The organism is Bifidobacterium oedipodis (assembly GCF_012932425.1).
Lineage (GTDB): Bacteria > Actinomycetota > Actinomycetes > Actinomycetales > Bifidobacteriaceae > Bifidobacterium > Bifidobacterium oedipodis.
On record NZ_JAAIII010000001.1, the window covers coordinates 370,825 to 388,629 of the forward strand.

Below are 17,805 nucleotides of genomic sequence, written 5' to 3' on the forward strand. Positions count from 1 at the left end.
GCATGGACATTAGCACAATCTCTCAAGACTTTAAAAATGCGCTTGCAGAATCCGACTGCTTTGAAAAGACCTCCCTTTTCTTTTTAAGAAATGATGACGGGGCTTTATATCGTTATGAAATTCAAACAGATGATAATGTGAAAAATACTCTATTAGAGAATCTTGGGAACCAATTATGCTCTAATTCCTTTTTGAGGAACGAGCTTTGTGATTATGATATTGTAAGTCATTCCAAAGGTAGCATTGGCATTATTGACTTGGACAATGATGAAGCCATTAAAGCAATAGTTGATAGCCTGACAGACGAAGAGTCTGTGAGTCATACGACATCCGGCATGGATGAGACCGCCTTTTCTGACTACGTAGTCGAGATTGGTGGTGATGAGCATTTCTATCAGGCCATTGGTAGTATTACTACAACATCAAAGTTAAAAAAATTTGGTTTCTTTGGAAACTTGAATGACAATAAACTGAAATCTATTGATGAAGATGTTATTGGCTTAAATCAATTTGTTGATACATTTGTTATAGACAGGAAGTTGCTAATGGTTATAGGCACTCAAGGATTTGAAAGAGTGTTTGGGATGAAAGAGAGGTTTGCGGAAAAGGCGACCGAGGCTTTATCTGCCCCAACTATTCTTTCCCATATTGAAGGTGAAACATTAAAACAAATTTCCGCAAAAACTGAAAGCGGTGGAAGAATTGCTCGTAGAATTGCAAAAATAATGCAGGATGAAAAACGTCTGGAAGATTTCTTTGCAAATCGAGAAAAATATAAAGCGATTCTGGAGAATGAAAGTCACCCATATGCAAAAAAATTTATTGGAGTTCATTTTGATCCTGTAACAGGTAAATTGTGCTCTGATTATGGAAAAGAAGAAAATCTAATTAATTTCATCTCTGATGCTTGTTATATGGCTGAAGTGTCTGGGCATCAAGGTTATGATGGGGCGCGTTGATGCATAATACATATTTTGACAAATGGATTCTATATTTTTCTTCATATTTACCTTTGTATTTCATTTTGGGGTTTAAGGAAACGGATATTTTTCCGGAAGGTGAAACGGTTAATTATTACCAATGGATTGTTGAACAAGGCAGAAGTAATTTCTTATTTTACATTGTTTTGGTTGTTTTGATTACTATTTCTGTCTTTGATCTAATTCGCCTACTAGAAAAAAGGAACAGGAAACAAATAAAGCTGGGCAATTTTCAAATTAACCCTGAAAGCGATTCCTTAATGAACTACGTAATCACTTATTTTCCACCATTGCTGACTCTTGAAATTGATAATACTAAATCCCTTCTGGTTAATGCTTTAATTTTTTTAATTATTGGCTGTATTTATGTAGGATCAAGCGCTACCTTTCTTAATCCTGTATTAGGTGTCCTTGGGTATCGTATTTTCGCTATCGAAGGTGCGGCACATGCTCATCATATTATTTCGAGTTTAACTTTTGATGAGCTTGAGAGGGTCAAGGTTGAGAATAGAACTGTTCATACAAAGCGTATTGGTGAAGGAGTTCTTTTAATTACTCAGTAGTGTTTATGTTGTTTTCTACTTGAATAAAACCATCATTGTTCACGTTGGCCAATAAATCCGCGTAAGCGGCAGCAGCGCCTGCGTCGCTGGATCCGTAGTCTCGTAATTATCCACGAGGACGCGGACGAAGCGGTCGAGATCCAGCAGGGTTACGGGGACGCGGGCGCGTTCGGCTTCGTACACGGCTTCCTTGGTGAAGCCGCCGGTGCTGATGTACAGGCCTTTGTCGGCGTCATGCAGTCTGCCGATGAACGAGCGCAGGGCCGGAGCGCCCATTTTCTCCTTGCGGTGCTTCACCTCGACGATGATGCGCGGCGACGACAGGCCCAAACCGTCCGGCGAGGCGATGACGTCGCGTCCCTGGTCGCCGCCCTTCGGCGTCATGGACGTGCGGTAGCCCATGGCCCGCAACAGGCCGGCTGCAAGCAGTTCCATTTCGTCCCAGCTGAGCAGCGTAATGCGATCCTTGATCTTCTCGATGCTCTCATCGACCGTGGTGTGCAGGATTTCGGCGTCATCCGTGGCGTCGGTCGCGTTTGTCGTCGTGTCCGTTCCGTCGCTGGTTGTAGTTGCTGTTTCCGACGCATGTTTGCCATCGGCCGCGTTCATCAGCTCGTTCATCACGTCGTCATTGACCTAGCTGAGCGTGGCAATGGTGCCCACCCAGCGAATTCTTGGCGGAATCGGACAGCAGGTCGCGCGGCGCGAGCTTGTTCCACGTGACCTTGTGGGAGTAACGGAAGTCGTGCTCCTCGTCATTGTCGGATGGCTTGAGCTCGCACTCTCCGGCAATGATGCCGAGATGGTACATCCGCGACGACGGGTCATAGGTGACGACGGTGTCACCGACCTGCATCACGCTGCCGAACCGGTAGGCTTGACCAGCGATCATCGCCTGTGTCTGAGTCGAGGAATTCGCGTACTGCGTGGCGACACGTCGGCCGATGTCCTCGCGCGTGGCATGGGCGAGCTCGAAGTCGGTGAATGTCCATAAATTGCGATATATCCGTTGTCAAACCAGTCGTTCGCGTACTTTGCTCCACGTTCCGCACGAATCAGCCAAGCGCTCAGCCCCAATCCTCTACGACGCCCTTGCCGTCTCCCTGTCGTCTTCGCCCCGGCAGCGGCGGCATCGCCCACCCGGCGCACTGCTTAAGATTATGGCCGCATCCTTGGATTTAGTGGTTGGTGCTGGGGCCTGCGGTGGAAGTATTGATTTTGGTGCACGGCGTACAATGAACTATACCGACGGCTGTGAAACGGGGTGAGTGCGATGCCGAACGAGTGGCTCAAAGACCGGGTCGAGGATGTCGCCTTGGCTGTTCACTCCACGCAGATGGAGCCGCCGCCTTCATGGATGATGCTAGGGATTACGCGAAGGGGCTGATCGATTCCGCCGAATTAGTGTTTCGCACCCGGCGCCGCTATGGGCTGGATGCGAAAGACTTGCGTTCATGTGCCAGTTGACATATTGTCTATAGCAACAGTAGCCTTCAAGCCTCCTAACAGTGCTCAAACCCGGAGGCTCTTGTTTTATCCATAGGAGGCGGAAGGTACACAAACAGGTCAACTGGGAAAGAATACTTGCGTAGGATTATGGATTTTCTTCAGCAAAACGATTCGTGCCAGTATGGAATCCTTCACCTGCTGCATTGGGAATGATGTATCAGTCAAAGATCGCTACGGTGACGACTATGACGGCGAATTACTTGTATGGGTGGCGGGCGAATTGCTGTCGTTCGGTGATCTCACAATTTGTACGGAATATATGCGTGACCTTGACCCCGGTGCCATCGCCAAAACACTCGGCGTGAAAGCTGGCATCCTGGACGCTAAGCTCGACCCGTTGAATGACCTGCGTAACGCATGTGCGCATCATCGCCGTATTTGGAACCGCGAATTCGAACTGAACGGCGAACTCATCGTCATGGAACGAGTTATTGGCATCGTCGCCACGCTATTGCACGCGCTGGGGGTGCGTAACTCACCGCCCTACGCGGCTGCGTGCAATCCTTCTCAACCGACTTACCCAACAACGTGGTCGCACCCCGCATCGTTTGGCCGGACGCATAACTAGCTTGGCTCTTTTGTCAGCGAAGGTAGAATTTGAGATATCGAAAGGAAGGTGCATGATGACGTTGATTGATGGTGGCCCGAAGATTGCTGGCATTCGTCTGGAGCGTGCGCCACGTCGTGTGCCTCATGATGAACTTATGCGTACTGTCATGGAACTTCGTGCGCGTGCTCCGAAAGGGATTCCTCTGGACTCCATGGATGCACGTCAGCTGAAGGAGATGCTGGGCAGTCGTGATTAAAGTTCTTGTCGACACGAATTTCCTTCTTGATGTGATGCTGCGCTATTGCACAGACTGATCGGAGAGATGATGAGTGTCTCAGGTAATGAGCTTGGGGTTACCAGTGCTGTGGCGGTGAATGCGACTCATGTGGCATTGCGTTTTTCAAACGGTCATTGCGGCGTGTTAGATATGCTGCCTTTCGTGAAGATGCGTTCAGACGGTTTGCGTGATCCAAAGGTGTTTCTGACGGCACGGGCCGGAGTCAATACTGTCGAGTGGAACAACGGTTTGATAGATATTGAGCCTGAAACGGCTTACAGTCATATGGTTCTGTATTCTGCTTGAGCTTGCCGCAACGAATGCACGTTGCGCCATACAATGGTGAGCATGCAGTTTCTTATCTTGTGCGTTGTGGCGCTGGTCATTTCAGCTATCGGGTTTTATCGGTTTGTGTGGTTCATTTCGTTGGGCTATGGATTCTCCATGGCGGGCATCGGCATCGCGCTGCTGGTCATGTTCGGCATGGGCGGCGCGCTCACTTGGGTGACGGCGATCATGGCGGTACTGCTCATCGGCTACGGACTGCGGCTCGGCGGATACCTGCTGATACGCGAACAGCGCAGCGCGGCCTATCAGCGCACAATGAAGAACGAGATCAAAGACGGCTCCGGCGTGAACCCGATCCTCAAAATCGTGATCTGGCTGGTATGCGCGCTGCTGTACGTGTGCGAGTCATCGCCGCTGCTGTTCCGCCTGCAGAACCACGCGCCTATGGACGCGGTCGCGATCATCGGCATGATCGTCATGCTGCTCGGCATCGTGCTGGAATCGGCATCGGACTACACGAAGAACCGCTTCAAGAAAACCCATCCGCAGCGCTTCTGCGACGTGGGACCATTCCGCCTCGTGCGCTGCCCGAACTATCTGGGCGAAGTGCTCACCTGGACGGGCATGTTCGTCTCCGGAGTCACCGCGCTCAGCGGCGTATGGCAGTGGGTAGCAGCCATCGCCGGATGGGTGTGCATCGTATGGATCATGTTCGGCGGCGCACGCAGACTGGAATTGCGCCAGAACAAGAACTACGGCAACGATCCCGAATATCAGTCATACGTATCCAAAACGCCGATCCTCATCCCGTTCGTGCCGCTGTACAGCGTCGCGAAATACAAGTGGCTGGTGGGGTAGCGCGTTTCTTCATGGTTGAGGCATGATGTGACGGTCTCGTTGTCTCGCTTGCTTCAGCCGGGGCGCTGAGTGCCGGACCTGTGCCGCAAGTGTCGTACCACTGCCGAACCTGTGCTGCATGGTGCCGCACAGTGCCGGGCGTTCAGCGAATAGCGACATCGGAGACTCGGCCAAGATAATCGGGGTATGCTGCTTGCTGAACTGATTGGAGGGGTTATGTCTTTGAATGTTGATCAGAAGGCTGCGACGAGACGGGAATTCGTGCGGAATTTCGAATTGCTGGGAATAACGCCTGTGAAAGCGGCGGCTGATCTTGGGGTGAGCGAATCTCGAATCAAAGACATCATGAACCTGCGCAAAGTGCGGCATCTTGAGGATGCCTGGGTGCTGCGGCGGTATCTCATGGTGCAAGCGGCACAGCAAGGCGTTGAAATGGTGCCATTCACTGCACTTCGTGGCAACCCCGAGGACTACTGGTTCCTTGATGCGGATCGCGTAAATGCCATGATGCTTGACTGAGCGATATCCGTTGGCTCTCAAGCAATGAACCGAATATAGGTGCGGTCATCGAAGGCATCTGAGCCGGGAAGAAAACCCTTTGTCGAACGGTATTCACCAATGAGCTGTGAGTCAGTGCGGCGGATCTCCTGTAGAGCAGTCTCTGATTCGGCTAGCGTGGGGAGCAGATGCGGATATCCGTCACTGGCGAGTATTACTTCGTCGCCCGGTTTGACAGGAATGATGCGGATGGGCCAGTTGGGATCTGTGTAGCCATCGAATACGAAATAGCCGAATTCGCCGGGGTGGTTGGCAAATCGAGATTGCACGCGAAGGAATGGCAGAATGGCGGCACGTGAGTCCGCCGTCGGATCGGCTTGTGCGACGAAGCTACGTAAATCTGCCAGCAGCATGTCCACGCGCTTCACAGTTGGAATCTGCATGCCGTTGACTATTGCCTGACAGTCGCCGAACAACCAAATCTCATGACGCGGTGCGCTGTAGACTACGGCGTTCGCCTGCAAACGTTCCACGGGGTGCGTTGCGAAGAACTCCGCCGACTGGGAAGAATTGCAGCTGTATTGCGCGAGCAGTGCGGAATCCAAAGCATGTTGCATGCCGCGCATGTCGAACGGGATAAGGGCGTTCGTGGAATCGGGACCATTTGGAAAGTCGTCGTGCTTGTTGCCGTTATCGCCGTCGTTGCGATCGTCATAGCCAGAGGAACCGGAGTATTCCACGGTTGGAGCCATACCTGTCATATCCGCAGCCGGAGTCGCGGCATCTTTGGCATCGCAGTCGCGTAACGCGGCTAGCAGCGTATCCTTCGCCACAACACCGGGCGAAGGATGCCACAGATCGTATTCTGCTTTGGACGTCACTCCATCGATTACGGCTACATAGGCGCTTCCGATAAACAGACCATCCTCATTCAGCGACGGATCGCCATGCTTGCCCACGGTCTGTGATTCCAAGATTCTCACGGTTATCAAGTCTAGCCTGCGGATGGGTGCTGCGTGTGGGAGGGGGATTCCTCGACTCCGCTATTCTTCGCTCGGAATGACAAGAAGAGGCGAGTTTCGTTCGGAATGGCGATGAAGTGGAATTTGCTTGGAATGACGGGAGAGGTGAGTTTTGCTCGAAATGAGGGCAGGGAGACGCCATGGAATCTTTGGCGTATACTGATATGTTCAAATGAGAGTTAGTGGAGGTGTGCGCATGGATGTCATGGATGTCATGGATGTAGCGGATTTCTTCATCGCAACGGCGAATGAGGGAAATCCCGAAGAAGACGACGGCATGACGAACATGAAGCTTAACAAGCTATTGTTCTTCGCGCAGGCCGCCAGCTTGCAACGCTTTGGAAAGCCTTTGTTCGATGCACCTTTGGAGGCATGGAAGTACGGTCCCGTAGTCAAGGACGTGTATCGGACGTTCAGCGGATATCAACGTAACGCCATAGACAAGGTCGCTCGTCCTTTCGATTGGAAAACCATTGATCCGGAAGTCTTACGGTTACTGTGCGACGTATATCGCACCTATGCGAGGGATTACTCGGCTATCGGCTTAATGCGGATGACTCATAAGCCCGGTACGCCGTGGAGCCAAGCATACGAAGAGCACAGGAACAATGTTATTCCTTGCGATTCTATCCGTAAATGGGTCAATCGGACGCCGTTGATGATAGACGAAACGTCAGTATCGGATTCTTTGGTTACTGAGGCGGAACTAGACCAGCATGGGCACCCGTTCCTTCCAGAAGGATGGGAAGACGACGATGACTGATGTTCGTCCTTGGCAGGTTCGCAGAGTTTGGTTCCCATTTCGCGAGAATCCCAACAAAGGCAAGAATCGACGTGTCGTGGTCAAGGAAGTCACCGACGACAACTGTGTGGTGATTTACGTGACCAGCAAGGTCGAAAAGAGTAACTTTCCAGATTTCATGTTATTGAAGGACTGGAACGAAGAGGGCTTCGACAGAGCGTCCGCAGTGAGATGGAATCGTCTGTTGAAAGTCCCCATCAGCGCGTTGGGAGAGCATCTTGGTGATTTGTCCCCATACGATCGCTTGGAATTGCAGATGCGATACCAGTTCCGATAGTCCGTCGAAAGATGCGAAAGAGGTGCGACATGGTTGAATCGTTTTCGCAGCGGGTGTATGACGTGGTTCGGCGTATTCCGGAGGGCAAGGTTGCCACGTATGGACAGGTGGCGGCACTCGCCGGAGCGCCTCGGTCGGCCCGGTTTGTGGGGTTCGCGTTGCATTCCAATCCGGAACCGGGCGTGATCCCGTGCCATCGAGTAGTGTTCCGCGATGGATCGCTCGCGCCGGGCTTTGCGTTCGGCGGACCTGAAGTTCAGCGGGAACTGCTGGAAAATGAGGGTGTTGTTTTCGTGCCGCCAAGTGAGTCAGCCGGCGAAGCTGCCGGTGCTGACGGATGGCGTGTGGATCTCCGCCGTTGCCAGTGGGATGCCTGATCTGGGTAGAAGTTCAGTCGAGCTTGGCGAGTTGCTTGAGTAGGGAGTCGACGTGACCGGTGGCGCGCACGTTGTAGCGGGCGAGCAGCAGTCGGCCATCGGTGTTGATTACGAAGGTTGAACGGAGTACGCCGATATGCGTCTTGCCGTACAGTTTCTTTTCGCCATAGGCGGCATAGAGCTTATGCACAGTGAGATCCGGGTCACTAAGCAGCGGGAAGGTGAGATGGTCACGCTCGCGGAACTTGGCAAGTTTCTCAGGCGAATCCTTGGAAATGCCGAGAACGGCGTAACCGGCTGCGGTCAGACGATTGAGATTGTCGCGAAAATCACAGGCCTGCTTGGTGCAGCCAGGCGTCATCGCGGCAGGGTAGAAGTATACGATTACGCGCTTGCCTTCGGCTAGAACGTCGGAAAGACGTACTGTGGTGCCGTCGTCGGCGGGGAGTGCGAAGTCTGGTGCGGCTTGGCCGGGCTCAAGGCGAGCGGGAAGCTGGGAATCAGCGGTATGTGATGTGTCTGCAATAGTGCTCATAAGGCTAGTGTAGGCGGGTTGTTGGAATGGTGGTTTTGCAACTCAGAACGCGTAGAGGCGGTCGAGGAGGGTGTCCATGTCATCGAATCGCTTGATGTTGCGATCGGGATGCCAGATTGGGTGACCTTGGGCAACAACCAGTTCGGGATGTTCCAGCATACGCAGGTCAACCAGCGGATTGCCATCCAACACCAGCAAATCAGCGGTGCGCCCAGACGTAATCGAACCCGTAACATCCTCCACACCCAGAATCTCCGCGTTCACGGCCGTCGCTGCATGCAGCGCCTCAACAGGTGAGAATCCGCCGCGCTTGACCATCAAATCCAATTCACGCCACGTGCCGTACTGCGGCACGAACGTCATTGCCGCATCCGTGCCCACACCAACGCGAATGCCAGCCTCATGCGCCTGATGCAAGCCCTGCACCATACCGGCAACCACCGTGCGCGCATTCTCCAACTGAATATCCGTGATGCCGGAAACCGACTGATCCGCATCCAGCAGCGGCAGCGCAGCGCTCATCGTCGGAATCAACGCCGACCAGCCGCGCAAAGCATTCGGATTATTGAGGAACAATTCAATCAGCTCAGCATCCAACACCGCGCCATGCTCGATCGTATCCACACCGGCAAGCAGCGCACGACGCACACCCTCGGTGCTTTGCGCATGCGCGGCGACAATCACACCCGACTCGTGCGCGGCATCGCAGATCGCACGCATCTGATCCACCGTCATCTGCGGCGAACCCGCTTCACCCAGCTCCTGCGCGTCCGTCACGCCACCGGTCGCCGCGATTTTGATCGCGTTCACACCATGCGCGATATTCTCCAACGTGTTCGCACGAGCCGCATCTGCATCCGGGCAGATCAATGCAATCAACGGCGCACCATGGCCCTCCGGAATCGCCAACAGCGGCCCAGACGCCAGCATACGAGGGCCGACAATTTCGCCCGCGTCGATACGGTCGCGCAATGCCACGGCTTCATAGCCCACGTCGCCCAACGTGCGCAGCGTTGTCACGCCGGAGCGCAGCTGCGTTATCACACTTGACTTGGCCTTCGCTGCAATATACGGCCGGCCGAACGGAGAATGCGCGAACGCAGCCATGCGGCGCTGGCCGGCCGGAGTCGCCAGCTTCGGATTAATCGGCTTACCATCGGAGAACAAATGCACATGCACATTAATCAGGCCCGGCATCACGGTTTTGCCGGTAGCGTCAAGCATATGGTATCCGGACGGAATCGGTGTGGACAGGCTGGGGGAGACCTGCTCGATACGACCGTTATCGCCAACGATGATGGTCATATCGTCAAGCACCGTACCTGCGGCATCACCGGTGACCAACGTGGCGTGCGCGATGGCGAATGGTTCGATAACGGTACGTGGCGTTGCGCTCATAGTCAGGCTCCTTTGCGTCTCTGTGGCTGCCTACCAGTCTAATCCGTGAAGTTGCGTTTCGAATACAGCACACAGTCCAACGCGTACGCTGGCCGGAGAAAAAGCGTGAAATCATGCCAGCCGTCGCTTGAAGGCGGTAGGCTAGACACTGTTTGAAAACATTAGAAGGAGAACCACGGTGAGCAATATGTTTGCAACCGCCCCGGTCATGGCTGGCGACGACATGCCGGCCGGCCCCGTCGACCCGATTTTCAATCGCCTCCTGAAAGATCGCATCATCTGGATGGGCGAGGAAGTGAAGGACGACATGGCCAACCGCATCTGCGCCCAGCTGCTGATGCTGGCCGCGGAAGACCCGAAGAAGGACATCTGGCTGTACATCAATTCTCCCGGCGGCTCCATCACCGCCGGCATGGCCATCTATGACACCATGCAGCTCATTGAGCCGGATGTGGCCACGGTGGGCATCGGCATGTGCGCCTCGATGGGCCAGTTCCTGCTGAGCTCCGGCACCAAGGGCAAGCGTTATCTGACCAGCCATGCCCGCGTGCTCATGCACCAGCCTTCCGGCGGCATCGGCGGCACCACCACCGACGTGCGCATCAACGCCGAACTGATCATGGACATGAAGAAGACGCTCGCCGAACTCACGGCCGAGCAGACCGGCCACACCGTCGAAGAAATCTACCGCGACAACGAGTACGATCACTGGTTCACCGCCCAGGAAGCACTCGAATACGGCTTCATCGACAAGCTCGTGACCACGCCCGACACCATCGGCAACGCCGGCAACGAAACCCAAGGGGAGTGACACCAATGGCAAGTGAAGAAGCGAAGTTCGTCCAGCGCGCGGATCGTCTGGCTGGCTCCACTGGCGTCGTCGGTTTTATGCCGGCCGCCGCACGCCAGGCTGCGTACGCCGCTCCGACCAACCGTTACATCATGCCGCAGTTCGTGGAGAAGACCCCCTATGGCATGAAGACGCAGGACGCCTACTCACGCCTGTTCGAGGATCGCATCATCTTCCTCGGTGTGCAGGTGGACGACGCTTCCGCAGACGACGTGATGGCCCAGCTGCTGGTTCTGGAATCCCAGGATCCCAACCGCGACGTGATGATGTACATCAACTCTCCCGGTGGCTCGATGACCGCCATGACCGCCATCTACGACACCATGCAGTACATCAAGCCTGACGTGCAGACCGTGTGCCTCGGCCAAGCCGCCTCCGCCGCCGCGATTCTGCTGGCGTCCGGCACCAAGGGCAAGCGTCTGATGCTGCCGAACGCACGTGTGCTTATCCACCAGCCGGCCATCGATCAGGGTTTCGGCAAGGCCACGGAAATTGAAATCCAGGCCAAGGAAATGCTGCGCATGCGCGAATGGCTGGAGACTACGCTGGCCAAGCACACCGGTCAGGATGTTGAAAAGATCCGCCGCGACATCGAGGTGGATACGTTCCTGACCGCTCAGCAGGCCAAGGAATACGGCATCGTGGACGAGGTGCTCGAACACCGCCAGTAAGCCGTAGCCCTGCTGTTCAGGGTTTGCGTTGCGCAAGTGTTGGTATTACCTCACATATAAACGCGGCATAAGGCATAACAGGAACCCTCCGGTTTTGCGCGAAGACAGTCATTTACTGCCCGCCAAAAGGCCGGAGGGTTTTGCTATGCTGCGACGTTCTTTGCCATGACATTCCGCTATATCCGGCAGGTTGATGCGCGGCAAGCCACGTTGGTGCGAGTAATGTGTGGATAAGGTGGTGGTACGTGATGAACGCGCATGTCAAGGAGCCGATATGGGTCGAGTGGTGAGCTATAACGACGATGTTCCCCATTGCACATTTTGCGGTAAATCCGAGCATCAGGTCAGAAAACTGGTCGCTGGCTCCAACGCCTCCATTTGCGACGAATGCATCGAACTATGCGTGGACATCATCTCCGAGGAACGACGCAAAGACGCCGAAGCCAATTCGCTGACCTTACCCAAGCCCGCCCAGATTTTCGACTATCTCAACCGATACGTCATCGGTCAAGAGGATGCCAAACGCGCGCTGTCTGTCGCCGTATACAACCATTACAAACGCGTCAACATGGAATTGCAGGAGGCAGCCGCCCTCGGCGCAGATGGGGGAGAGCATACGGGCGAGATGCGTGCCCGACTGCGTCGTCGGCGTGACCCGCTTGCCGACGTCGAGGTCGCCAAATCAAATATTCTGTTGCTCGGGCCTACGGGTGTTGGCAAAACCTATTTGGCCCAATCCTTGGCGCGCGTAATGAACGTGCCTTTTGTGATCACCGACGCGACCACCCTCACCGAAGCAGGCTATGTGGGCGACGATGTGGAAACCGTGCTGCAGCGACTCATCGAAGCGGCGGATGGGGATATCGACCGTGCCCAGCATGGCATCATCTACATCGACGAAATCGATAAAATCGCTCGCAAATCCGGAGAAAACACCTCCATCACCCGTGACGTGTCCGGCGAAGGCGTGCAGCAGGCATTGCTCAAAATACTCGAAGGCACCATCGCCTCCGTGCCGGTGGAAGGCACGCGCAAGCACAAGGAACAGGACGTTGTCAAAATCGATACGCGTGACATTCTGTTCATCTGCGGTGGCGCGTTCGTAGGTCTCACCGACATCATTCGACAACGGCTCGGCGGACGCGAAAGTGGCTTCGGCGCGGCCTGGCATGAACACAATATCGATGATGAGGAACTGCTTGCCCAGGTGAGTGCCGACGATTTGGCAGAATTCGGGCTGCTGCCTGAATTCATCGGACGTTTGCCCGTCACCAGCGTACTGCGGGAACTTACCGTTGACGATCTGGTGCAAATCCTCACCCGACCGGCCAACGCACTGACCAAGCAATACCGCAAGCTGTTCGCGGTGGATGGCGTTGATCTCAGATTCACCGAAGGCGCGGTGCAGGCCATCGCTGAAATATCCATTGGTCGCGGCACCGGTGCGCGCGGGTTGCGCTCGATTATCGAAAAAACCTTGCAGGATACGATGTTCCAGCTGCCCAGTATGGATGATGTGTCCAGAGTCGTGGTCGATGAAGCGTCAGTGAGAGGTGCAGGCAGCCCGAAGCTGTTGCGCGAGACGGCTGGAGAAGTTGCAGCAACTGGGCGGCAAGCGGCATAGGCGAGCCAGAGTTGTAATGCATAGGCAACGTTGTAATGGAAAATCCCCGCTCGAATCAATCGAAGCGGGGAATCAGCTTGTGCGCGAGACAGGATTCGAACCTGCGACCTGCTGATCCGTAGTCAGCTGCTCTAATCCGCTGGGCTACTCGCGCATGTCATTGTTTAACCTCTATGACCGGAGGAGTGCGCGAGACAGGATTCGAACCTGCGACCTGCTGATCCGTAGTCAGCTGCTCTAATCCGCTGGGCTACTCGCGCATGTTGTCCTTGAGACAACTCGCCCTATAATACACGCCTTTTGCGCCCATGCAAATCGGTGTGTCGCGATGTTGCGAGCAGCATAGAGTGCAGCTATCGATGGAACGGCGAGTATTGCAAGGCATCGTTAGCAATCGACGCTAGGATAGATTGAGTTGTTTTCCGCCAGCAGCGAAAGGTGAAGTGGTGACTGAATCGCAGCGCCCCCAGTATGATTTCGATACCATCCTCGAACGCCATGGTTCGACCTCCGTCAAATGGCATGAGGTCGTCGAGCAGATGGGCCCCGGTGCCAAGGATGTGGTGCCACTGTCCGTGGCAGATATGGAATTCAAACCAGCTCCCGAAATCGTCGCCGCGCTCGTCGAATCCGCAACCCATGACGTGTTCGGCTACGACTATGCCACTGAGGATTACTTCGACGCCTTGGTGAGTTGGATGAAGCGCCGCCACAACTTCGACGTGGACCCCGCATGGGTGAGCCTGTCCGACGGTGTGATGCCGGCCATCAACACCGCCCTGCGTTCGGTGACCCGCCCCGGCGACAAAGTCATCATCCAACGCCCTGTCTACTATCCGTTCACTTCCGCTGCGGAACGCAACGGCTTGACCATCCTCGACAACGAACTCAAACTCACCGATGAAGGCCGCTACGAAATCGACTTCGACGACCTTGAAGCCAAAGCCGCCGACCCTCGCTGCACAGCGATGATCCTGTGCAACCCGCACAACCCGGTCGGCCGCGTGTGGACGCCCGAAGAGCTCAAGCGCATCGGCGACATCTGCATCAAGCGTCGCGTGCGCCTGCTGTGCGACGAAATCCACGCCGACTTCGAATACCCGGGCCATAAGGTCACCATGTTCTCCACGCTCGGCCCCGAATATGCCGACATCGTTTTCGAATTCACCGCACCCACCAAGACGTTCAACCTTGCCGGACTGCTGTGCTCCAATGCGATTATTCCGAATCCTCACCTCAAGCGCCGTTACGATGTAGCCGCCGACAACATCGGTGGTCTGACCGTCAGCCACTTCGGACTCGTGGCATGCCAGGCGGCATATAACCATGCCGAGCCGTGGCTGGACGCCCTGCAGCAGGTTATCGCGCGCAACCTTGGCGTGGTGCGCGACTTTGCCGCTCGTACCGACGGCATTCGCCTCATCGAACCCGAAGGCACCTATCTGGCGTGGCTTGACTGCCGTGGTCTCGGCTTTGCCACACCGGAGGATTTATGCACGTTCCTGCGCACCAAGGCACGCGTCTGGTTCGACGAAGGAACCATGTTCGGCGAATCCGGCAGCTTCTTCGAACGTGTGAACCTTGCATGCCCGACTTGTCTGCTTGAACGTGTGCTGAATAACATCGAAACCGCCTTGAATGAACGCGGCTAGACATCGGCGTAAGCCGGGGGCGGAATTCCGCAACATCGGCCTCGTATGATGGAAAGCAGATTGATTTCATCAGGATTCCCGCAGCAATAATTTCGCGGGCAGAAGAGGAGAGGCAATGGGCGCAACAGCGGGTGCAACAGGCAAGAACACGGTGTGGGGCACTATCAGACATATCGCAGCCTCGGATCGCATCTCTGGCCTGATTATGCTCGGTTTCGCGCTGGCCGGTCTGGTGCTTGCCAACCTGCCTTGGACCTATCATCTGTTCGAGGCCGTTGCGGAAACACAGATCGGCATTCCCTACACGAATATCGACTTGCCGATTGGCCACTGGGCTCAGGATGGTCTGCTGACCATATTCTTCCTGATGGTCGGCCTTGACCTGAAGCAGGAATTGACCACGGGCTCGCTGGCCAATCCCAAGGCCGCAGCCGTGCCCATGCTGTGCGCGGTCGGCGGCATGCTGGTGCCACCTCTGCTGTTTCTGGCGGTTACGGCGCTCTACTCGCAGTTTGCACCGCCCGCGCCGGGCTTTGAGGTAATCGCCTCAGGCGCGGTGCATTCCTACGGTTCCATCGCCCACGGCTGGGCCATCCCCACCGCAACCGACATTGCCTTTTCGCTGACTGTTCTCGCCCTGTTCGCCAAGGCGTTGCCCGGCTCGATTCGTGCGTTCCTGATGACGCTTGCCACCGTGGACGATCTGCTGGCAATCATCTTGATTGCCGTATTCTTTTCGTCGCTTAACGCCTGGTACTGGTTCATCGGCATTGCCGTATGCGCTGTGGCATGGGCATATCTGGTGAGGTTGAAAAGAGTGCCATGGATAGCGGTCGGCTTAGTGGGCATTCTGGCATGGGTGATGATGTTCGAAGCCGGCGTGCACCCCACTCTGGCTGGTGTGTTGGTCGGGCTGCTCACTCCCTCGCGCGAAATGCACGGCGAAACCAGCCCGCGTGCCGAACGCTATCATGACAAGCTCCAACCCTTGTCTGCGCTGCTGGCGCTGCCGATCTTTGCCTTCTTCGCCACTGGCGTGCACTTTGACGCACTCAGCCCGGCCCTGATGATTTCACCGGTGGTGGTAGGCATTGTGGTGGCGCTTGTGGTCGGCAAACCCGTCGGCATTCTGGCCGTCGCCTGGCTGTCCACGCATGTGGGAGGCCTCAACATGCCCAAGGGATTGCGTGTACGAGACATGCTTCCCGCAGCCTGCGCCTGCGGCATCGGCTTCACTGTTTCCTTCCTCATCGCCTCATTGGCATACAGCGATGCCGAACTGTCTGCGGAAGCACGATTCGGTGTGCTGATGGCATCATTGATCGCCGCACTGATTTCCGGACTGCTGCTCAGTCATCAGTCCAAGCGCTTCGAGCAGGCAAAAGCTGCTGGCCATGAAGTGGAAAGCAACGAACCTCAGGAGCATGTTGGCATGCTAGCTGACGGTGCCACCAGCGTGACCATGGATGCGTTCACGCCGGAGCAGATCGCTGCGATACAGTCCAAGCGCAAGGCCAATGAAGCCGCGCAGCCCAAGCAAGCCAAGGAGACGAAACGATGGTCAAGAAGAAGCATAAGAATAAGAAAAGCGGCGACGGAAACGAAGCGTCCCAGAAGGCGCAACAGGCGCAATCCCTCGGCCTGATCGGCGATGAATCGCCTTTAGGCGACACTTATCATCGTGGCCCGGTGATTCTGCGCGGGCAGATGATTCCGACGGATAACACCACCGCCAACCTGCTCAAACCGGATCAGGACACGGATTGGCTGCATATGGATCCGTGGCGTGTGCTGCGTATCCAATCAGAGTTTGTGGATGGCTTCGGCGCTTTGGCCGAACTTGGCCCGGCCGTTTCCATATTCGGCTCCGCTCGAACCGCACGCACTGATGCCGACTATAAAGCTGCCAGACGTATGGGATCTTTGATTGCCAAACGGAATATCGCCGTGATTACCGGCGGTGGCCCGGGCATTATGGAAGCCGCCAATAGGGGAGCGGCATTGGCTGGTGGCAAATCAGTCGGCCTTGGTATCGAGCTGCCGCACGAACAGGGGCTGAACCAGTGGGTGAATCTGGGGATGAGCTTTCGCTACTTCTTCGTGCGTAAAACCATGTTCGTGAAATATTCGTCCGGTGTGATTATTTGCCCGGGAGGGTTCGGCACGCTTGATGAAATGTTCGAGCTGCTCACGTTGGTACAAACCCATAAGGTCGCTGACATGCCGGTGGTGCTTTATGGCACCGCCTACTGGCAGGGGTTGCTTGACTGGATCAACGGACCGGTTGCCGAACATGGCATGATTTCACCGATTGATCCCAGCCTGGTCACCCTTACCGATGACGTGGACGAAGCAGTACAGGTCGCCACCCGCGCGATCGAGGCAACAGTTAACGCTTGATGGCGATCAGCATGCCGGTGCCATCCGGCGTGAGCGCGGTTTCGAAAGCGTCATCCTCTTCGACGGCCGCAATGAGCTCGCGCATGGCCACCGCGCGTTCGCTGCGATCAGCGGCATCAACCACTCCACCAGATGCACAATCCAACGCCAACGCATTGGTGAATACGATGACTCCATGCTGGCGCAGCAGGCGAGAAGCCTGATGATATGTCGCCGCATAGTTTTGCGCGTCGCCGGCCACGACAATCAAATCGTAGTCGTTCGCGTTCAGACGCGGCAGGAACACGCTGGCCGGCGCGTTCACCGCGCGCAGTGACGTGTCGATAGTGTCTTGCAGTTGGGTGAACGCCTTGCGAATTAGCGTGATGCCCTGTGCTGTGGAATCGACGGCGGTGAGCTGGCCAGAACCATCCAAGGCTGCCACCAAACGCATGGTTTCCACCAATGACGCGGTACCCACGGCAATCACCGAAGAGGCATGGGTCAGGCGTACCAACAGTCCCAGCAGCTGTGCCTGGGCGGCCGGCCCCTGCATCAGGCCTGCCATATCGGCTGCGGCACGCGCCTCGGCGATATCAGCGGGTTCAAGTTCACGGGCGTGCTCTTCGGTATAATCCCAAGCCTTGGCAAGCTTCGTATACTGCGTTTTATCCATAACTGACCACTCTACCTAC

The 17,805-nt window shown here is 55.4% G+C and carries 21 protein-coding genes, 2 tRNA genes and 1 pseudogene; 16 read left to right on the forward strand and 8 right to left on the reverse strand.

Annotated elements, in window-relative coordinates; genetic code table 11:
• The first annotated feature begins 2 nt into the window (after positions 1-2).
• Positions 3-959, forward strand: coding sequence for a Kiwa anti-phage protein KwaB-like domain-containing protein (locus tag G1C95_RS01525; RefSeq protein ID WP_169171169.1), 957 nt, complete (start codon positions 3-5; stop codon positions 957-959).
• Complete coding sequence (locus G1C95_RS01530) at positions 959-1,543, forward strand: hypothetical protein (RefSeq protein WP_169171170.1); 585 nt, start codon at positions 959-961, stop codon at positions 1,541-1,543. The genes G1C95_RS01525 and G1C95_RS01530 overlap by 1 nt, the downstream gene beginning before the upstream one ends.
• 39 nt (positions 1,544-1,582) lie before the next feature.
• On the opposite strand, the gene G1C95_RS12475 is transcribed toward G1C95_RS01530, so the two are convergent.
• Together G1C95_RS12475 and G1C95_RS12480 are read right to left on the reverse strand one after the other, a co-directional pair.
• Positions 1,583-2,164 (reverse strand): restriction endonuclease, encoded by a 582-nt coding sequence (locus tag G1C95_RS12475; protein ID WP_240947366.1) that lies wholly within the window; start codon positions 2,162-2,164, stop codon positions 1,583-1,585.
• A gap of 7 nt (positions 2,165-2,171) precedes the next feature.
• A complete protein-coding gene (locus G1C95_RS12480) occupies positions 2,172-2,435 on the reverse strand; it encodes a hypothetical protein (protein ID WP_240947367.1) in 264 nt (87 codons plus the stop codon).
• A 738-nt stretch (positions 2,436-3,173) separates the two neighbouring features.
• Here G1C95_RS12480 and G1C95_RS01540 point away from each other — a divergent pair.
• From G1C95_RS01540 to G1C95_RS01560, 5 genes are all read left to right on the forward strand, one after another.
• Positions 3,174-3,620: an Abi family protein gene (locus tag G1C95_RS01540; protein ID WP_169171171.1), complete on the forward strand. Its 447-nt coding sequence runs from the start codon at positions 3,174-3,176 to the stop codon at positions 3,618-3,620.
• Between the two features lie 52 nt (positions 3,621-3,672).
• Positions 3,673-3,858 (forward strand): hypothetical protein, encoded by a 186-nt coding sequence (locus G1C95_RS01545; RefSeq protein WP_169171172.1) that lies wholly within the window; start codon positions 3,673-3,675, stop codon positions 3,856-3,858.
• Positions 3,859-3,924: 66 nt separating this feature from the next.
• Positions 3,925-4,185: a DUF2442 domain-containing protein gene (locus G1C95_RS01550; RefSeq protein ID WP_169171173.1), complete on the forward strand. Its 261-nt coding sequence runs from the start codon at positions 3,925-3,927 to the stop codon at positions 4,183-4,185.
• Between the two features lie 42 nt (positions 4,186-4,227).
• A complete protein-coding gene (locus G1C95_RS01555; RefSeq protein WP_169171174.1) occupies positions 4,228-5,025 on the forward strand; it encodes a DUF1295 domain-containing protein in 798 nt (265 codons plus the stop codon).
• 216 nt (positions 5,026-5,241) lie between these two features.
• Positions 5,242-5,544: a DUF2316 family protein gene (locus G1C95_RS01560; protein WP_169171175.1), complete on the forward strand. Its 303-nt coding sequence runs from the start codon at positions 5,242-5,244 to the stop codon at positions 5,542-5,544.
• Between the two features lie 17 nt (positions 5,545-5,561).
• Here the strand turns inward: G1C95_RS01560 and G1C95_RS12370 are convergent, their stop codons facing one another.
• Positions 5,562-6,497, reverse strand: coding sequence for a hypothetical protein (locus G1C95_RS12370; RefSeq protein ID WP_205832691.1), 936 nt, complete (start codon positions 6,495-6,497; stop codon positions 5,562-5,564).
• A gap of 244 nt (positions 6,498-6,741) precedes the next feature.
• Here G1C95_RS12370 and G1C95_RS01570 point away from each other — a divergent pair, with 244 nt between their 5' ends.
• Genes G1C95_RS01570 through G1C95_RS01580 form a run of 3 tightly spaced genes read left to right on the forward strand, consistent with a single transcriptional unit; the run spans position 6,742 to position 8,001 of the window.
• Positions 6,742-7,308: a Panacea domain-containing protein gene (locus tag G1C95_RS01570; RefSeq protein ID WP_169171176.1), complete on the forward strand. Its 567-nt coding sequence runs from the start codon at positions 6,742-6,744 to the stop codon at positions 7,306-7,308.
• Positions 7,301-7,624, forward strand: coding sequence for a type II toxin-antitoxin system PemK/MazF family toxin (locus tag G1C95_RS01575; protein WP_169171177.1), 324 nt, complete (start codon positions 7,301-7,303; stop codon positions 7,622-7,624). The genes G1C95_RS01570 and G1C95_RS01575 overlap by 8 nt, the downstream gene beginning before the upstream one ends.
• A 29-nt stretch (positions 7,625-7,653) precedes the next feature.
• Positions 7,654-8,001, forward strand: a complete 348-nt coding sequence (locus tag G1C95_RS01580) for an MGMT family protein (RefSeq protein ID WP_169171178.1) — start codon at positions 7,654-7,656, stop codon at positions 7,999-8,001.
• A gap of 13 nt (positions 8,002-8,014) precedes the next feature.
• Here the strand turns inward: G1C95_RS01580 and bcp are convergent, their stop codons facing one another.
• Both bcp and G1C95_RS01590 read right to left on the reverse strand, forming a co-directional pair.
• A complete protein-coding gene (gene bcp, locus G1C95_RS01585) occupies positions 8,015-8,536 on the reverse strand; it encodes a thioredoxin-dependent thiol peroxidase (protein ID WP_169171179.1) in 522 nt (173 codons plus the stop codon).
• Between the two features lie 42 nt (positions 8,537-8,578).
• Entirely contained in the window at positions 8,579-9,934 is a 1,356-nt protein-coding gene (locus tag G1C95_RS01590) for a metal-dependent hydrolase family protein (RefSeq protein WP_169171180.1), read from the reverse strand.
• 178 nt (positions 9,935-10,112) lie between these two features.
• Between G1C95_RS01590 and G1C95_RS01595 the strand changes: the two genes are divergently transcribed.
• From G1C95_RS01595 to clpX, 3 genes are all read left to right on the forward strand, one after another.
• On the forward strand, positions 10,113-10,745 hold the full coding sequence (locus G1C95_RS01595) for an ATP-dependent Clp protease proteolytic subunit (protein WP_335341386.1): 633 nt from the start codon (positions 10,113-10,115) through the stop codon (positions 10,743-10,745).
• A 5-nt stretch (positions 10,746-10,750) separates the two neighbouring features.
• Positions 10,751-11,455 carry an ATP-dependent Clp protease proteolytic subunit gene (locus tag G1C95_RS01600; RefSeq protein WP_169171181.1) on the forward strand — a complete coding sequence of 235 codons (705 nt, stop codon included), beginning with the start codon at positions 10,751-10,753 and terminating at the stop codon, positions 11,453-11,455.
• A 274-nt stretch (positions 11,456-11,729) separates the two neighbouring features.
• Positions 11,730-13,079, forward strand: coding sequence for an ATP-dependent Clp protease ATP-binding subunit ClpX (gene clpX / locus G1C95_RS01605; protein ID WP_169171182.1), 1,350 nt, complete (start codon positions 11,730-11,732; stop codon positions 13,077-13,079).
• A gap of 80 nt (positions 13,080-13,159) precedes the next feature.
• Here the strand turns inward: clpX and G1C95_RS01610 are convergent.
• Together G1C95_RS01610 and G1C95_RS01615 are read right to left on the reverse strand one after the other, a co-directional pair.
• Positions 13,160-13,233 (reverse strand) — tRNA-Arg (locus G1C95_RS01610).
• Between the two features lie 32 nt (positions 13,234-13,265).
• Positions 13,266-13,339, reverse strand: a tRNA-Arg gene (locus G1C95_RS01615).
• 186 nt (positions 13,340-13,525) lie between these two features.
• On the opposite strand from G1C95_RS01615, the gene G1C95_RS01620 reads away from it, so the two are divergent.
• From G1C95_RS01620 to G1C95_RS01630, 3 genes and pseudogenes are all read left to right on the forward strand, one after another.
• Positions 13,526-14,731: a PatB family C-S lyase gene (locus G1C95_RS01620; RefSeq protein WP_169171183.1), complete on the forward strand. Its 1,206-nt coding sequence runs from the start codon at positions 13,526-13,528 to the stop codon at positions 14,729-14,731.
• 115 nt (positions 14,732-14,846) lie between these two features.
• Positions 14,847-16,199, forward strand: a pseudogene (gene nhaA, locus G1C95_RS01625) (Na+/H+ antiporter NhaA); the annotation flags it as partial.
• A gap of 239 nt (positions 16,200-16,438) precedes the next feature.
• A complete protein-coding gene (locus G1C95_RS01630; protein WP_417852247.1) occupies positions 16,439-17,131 on the forward strand; it encodes an LOG family protein in 693 nt (230 codons plus the stop codon).
• Here G1C95_RS01630 and G1C95_RS01635 read toward each other — a convergent pair.
• On the reverse strand, positions 17,121-17,786 hold the full coding sequence (locus G1C95_RS01635; RefSeq protein ID WP_169171186.1) for an O-methyltransferase: 666 nt from the start codon (positions 17,784-17,786) through the stop codon (positions 17,121-17,123). The genes G1C95_RS01630 and G1C95_RS01635 overlap by 11 nt on opposite strands.
• Positions 17,787-17,805: the final 19 nt, after the last annotated feature.

Excerpts from the sequence above, each read along its gene's own strand:
- G1C95_RS01525 (WP_169171169.1), top strand. The coding sequence starts at position 3 with ATGGACATTAGCACAATCTCTCAAGACTTTAAAAATGCGCTTGCAGAA.
- G1C95_RS01530 (WP_169171170.1), top strand. The coding sequence starts at position 959 with ATGCATAATACATATTTTGACAAATGGATTCTATATTTTTCTTCATAT.
- G1C95_RS12475 (WP_240947366.1), bottom strand. The coding sequence starts at position 2,164 with ATGAACGAGCTGATGAACGCGGCCGATGGCAAACATGCGTCGGAAACA.
- G1C95_RS12480 (WP_240947367.1), bottom strand. The coding sequence starts at position 2,435 with ATGATCGCTGGTCAAGCCTACCGGTTCGGCAGCGTGATGCAGGTCGGT.
- G1C95_RS01540 (WP_169171171.1), top strand. The coding sequence starts at position 3,174 with ATGGAATCCTTCACCTGCTGCATTGGGAATGATGTATCAGTCAAAGAT.
- G1C95_RS01545 (WP_169171172.1), top strand. The coding sequence starts at position 3,673 with ATGATGACGTTGATTGATGGTGGCCCGAAGATTGCTGGCATTCGTCTG.
- G1C95_RS01550 (WP_169171173.1), top strand. The coding sequence starts at position 3,925 with ATGATGAGTGTCTCAGGTAATGAGCTTGGGGTTACCAGTGCTGTGGCG.
- G1C95_RS01555 (WP_169171174.1), top strand. The coding sequence starts at position 4,228 with ATGCAGTTTCTTATCTTGTGCGTTGTGGCGCTGGTCATTTCAGCTATC.
- G1C95_RS01560 (WP_169171175.1), top strand. The coding sequence starts at position 5,242 with ATGTCTTTGAATGTTGATCAGAAGGCTGCGACGAGACGGGAATTCGTG.
- G1C95_RS01570 (WP_169171176.1), top strand. The coding sequence starts at position 6,742 with ATGGATGTCATGGATGTCATGGATGTAGCGGATTTCTTCATCGCAACG.
- G1C95_RS01575 (WP_169171177.1), top strand. The coding sequence starts at position 7,301 with ATGACTGATGTTCGTCCTTGGCAGGTTCGCAGAGTTTGGTTCCCATTT.
- G1C95_RS01580 (WP_169171178.1), top strand. The coding sequence starts at position 7,654 with ATGGTTGAATCGTTTTCGCAGCGGGTGTATGACGTGGTTCGGCGTATT.
- bcp (WP_169171179.1), bottom strand. The coding sequence starts at position 8,536 with ATGAGCACTATTGCAGACACATCACATACCGCTGATTCCCAGCTTCCC.
- G1C95_RS01590 (WP_169171180.1), bottom strand. The coding sequence starts at position 9,934 with ATGAGCGCAACGCCACGTACCGTTATCGAACCATTCGCCATCGCGCAC.
- G1C95_RS01600 (WP_169171181.1), top strand. The coding sequence starts at position 10,751 with ATGGCAAGTGAAGAAGCGAAGTTCGTCCAGCGCGCGGATCGTCTGGCT.
- clpX (WP_169171182.1), top strand. The coding sequence starts at position 11,730 with ATGGGTCGAGTGGTGAGCTATAACGACGATGTTCCCCATTGCACATTT.
- G1C95_RS01630 (WP_417852247.1), top strand. The coding sequence starts at position 16,439 with ATGATTCCGACGGATAACACCACCGCCAACCTGCTCAAACCGGATCAG.
- G1C95_RS01635 (WP_169171186.1), bottom strand. The coding sequence starts at position 17,786 with ATGGATAAAACGCAGTATACGAAGCTTGCCAAGGCTTGGGATTATACC.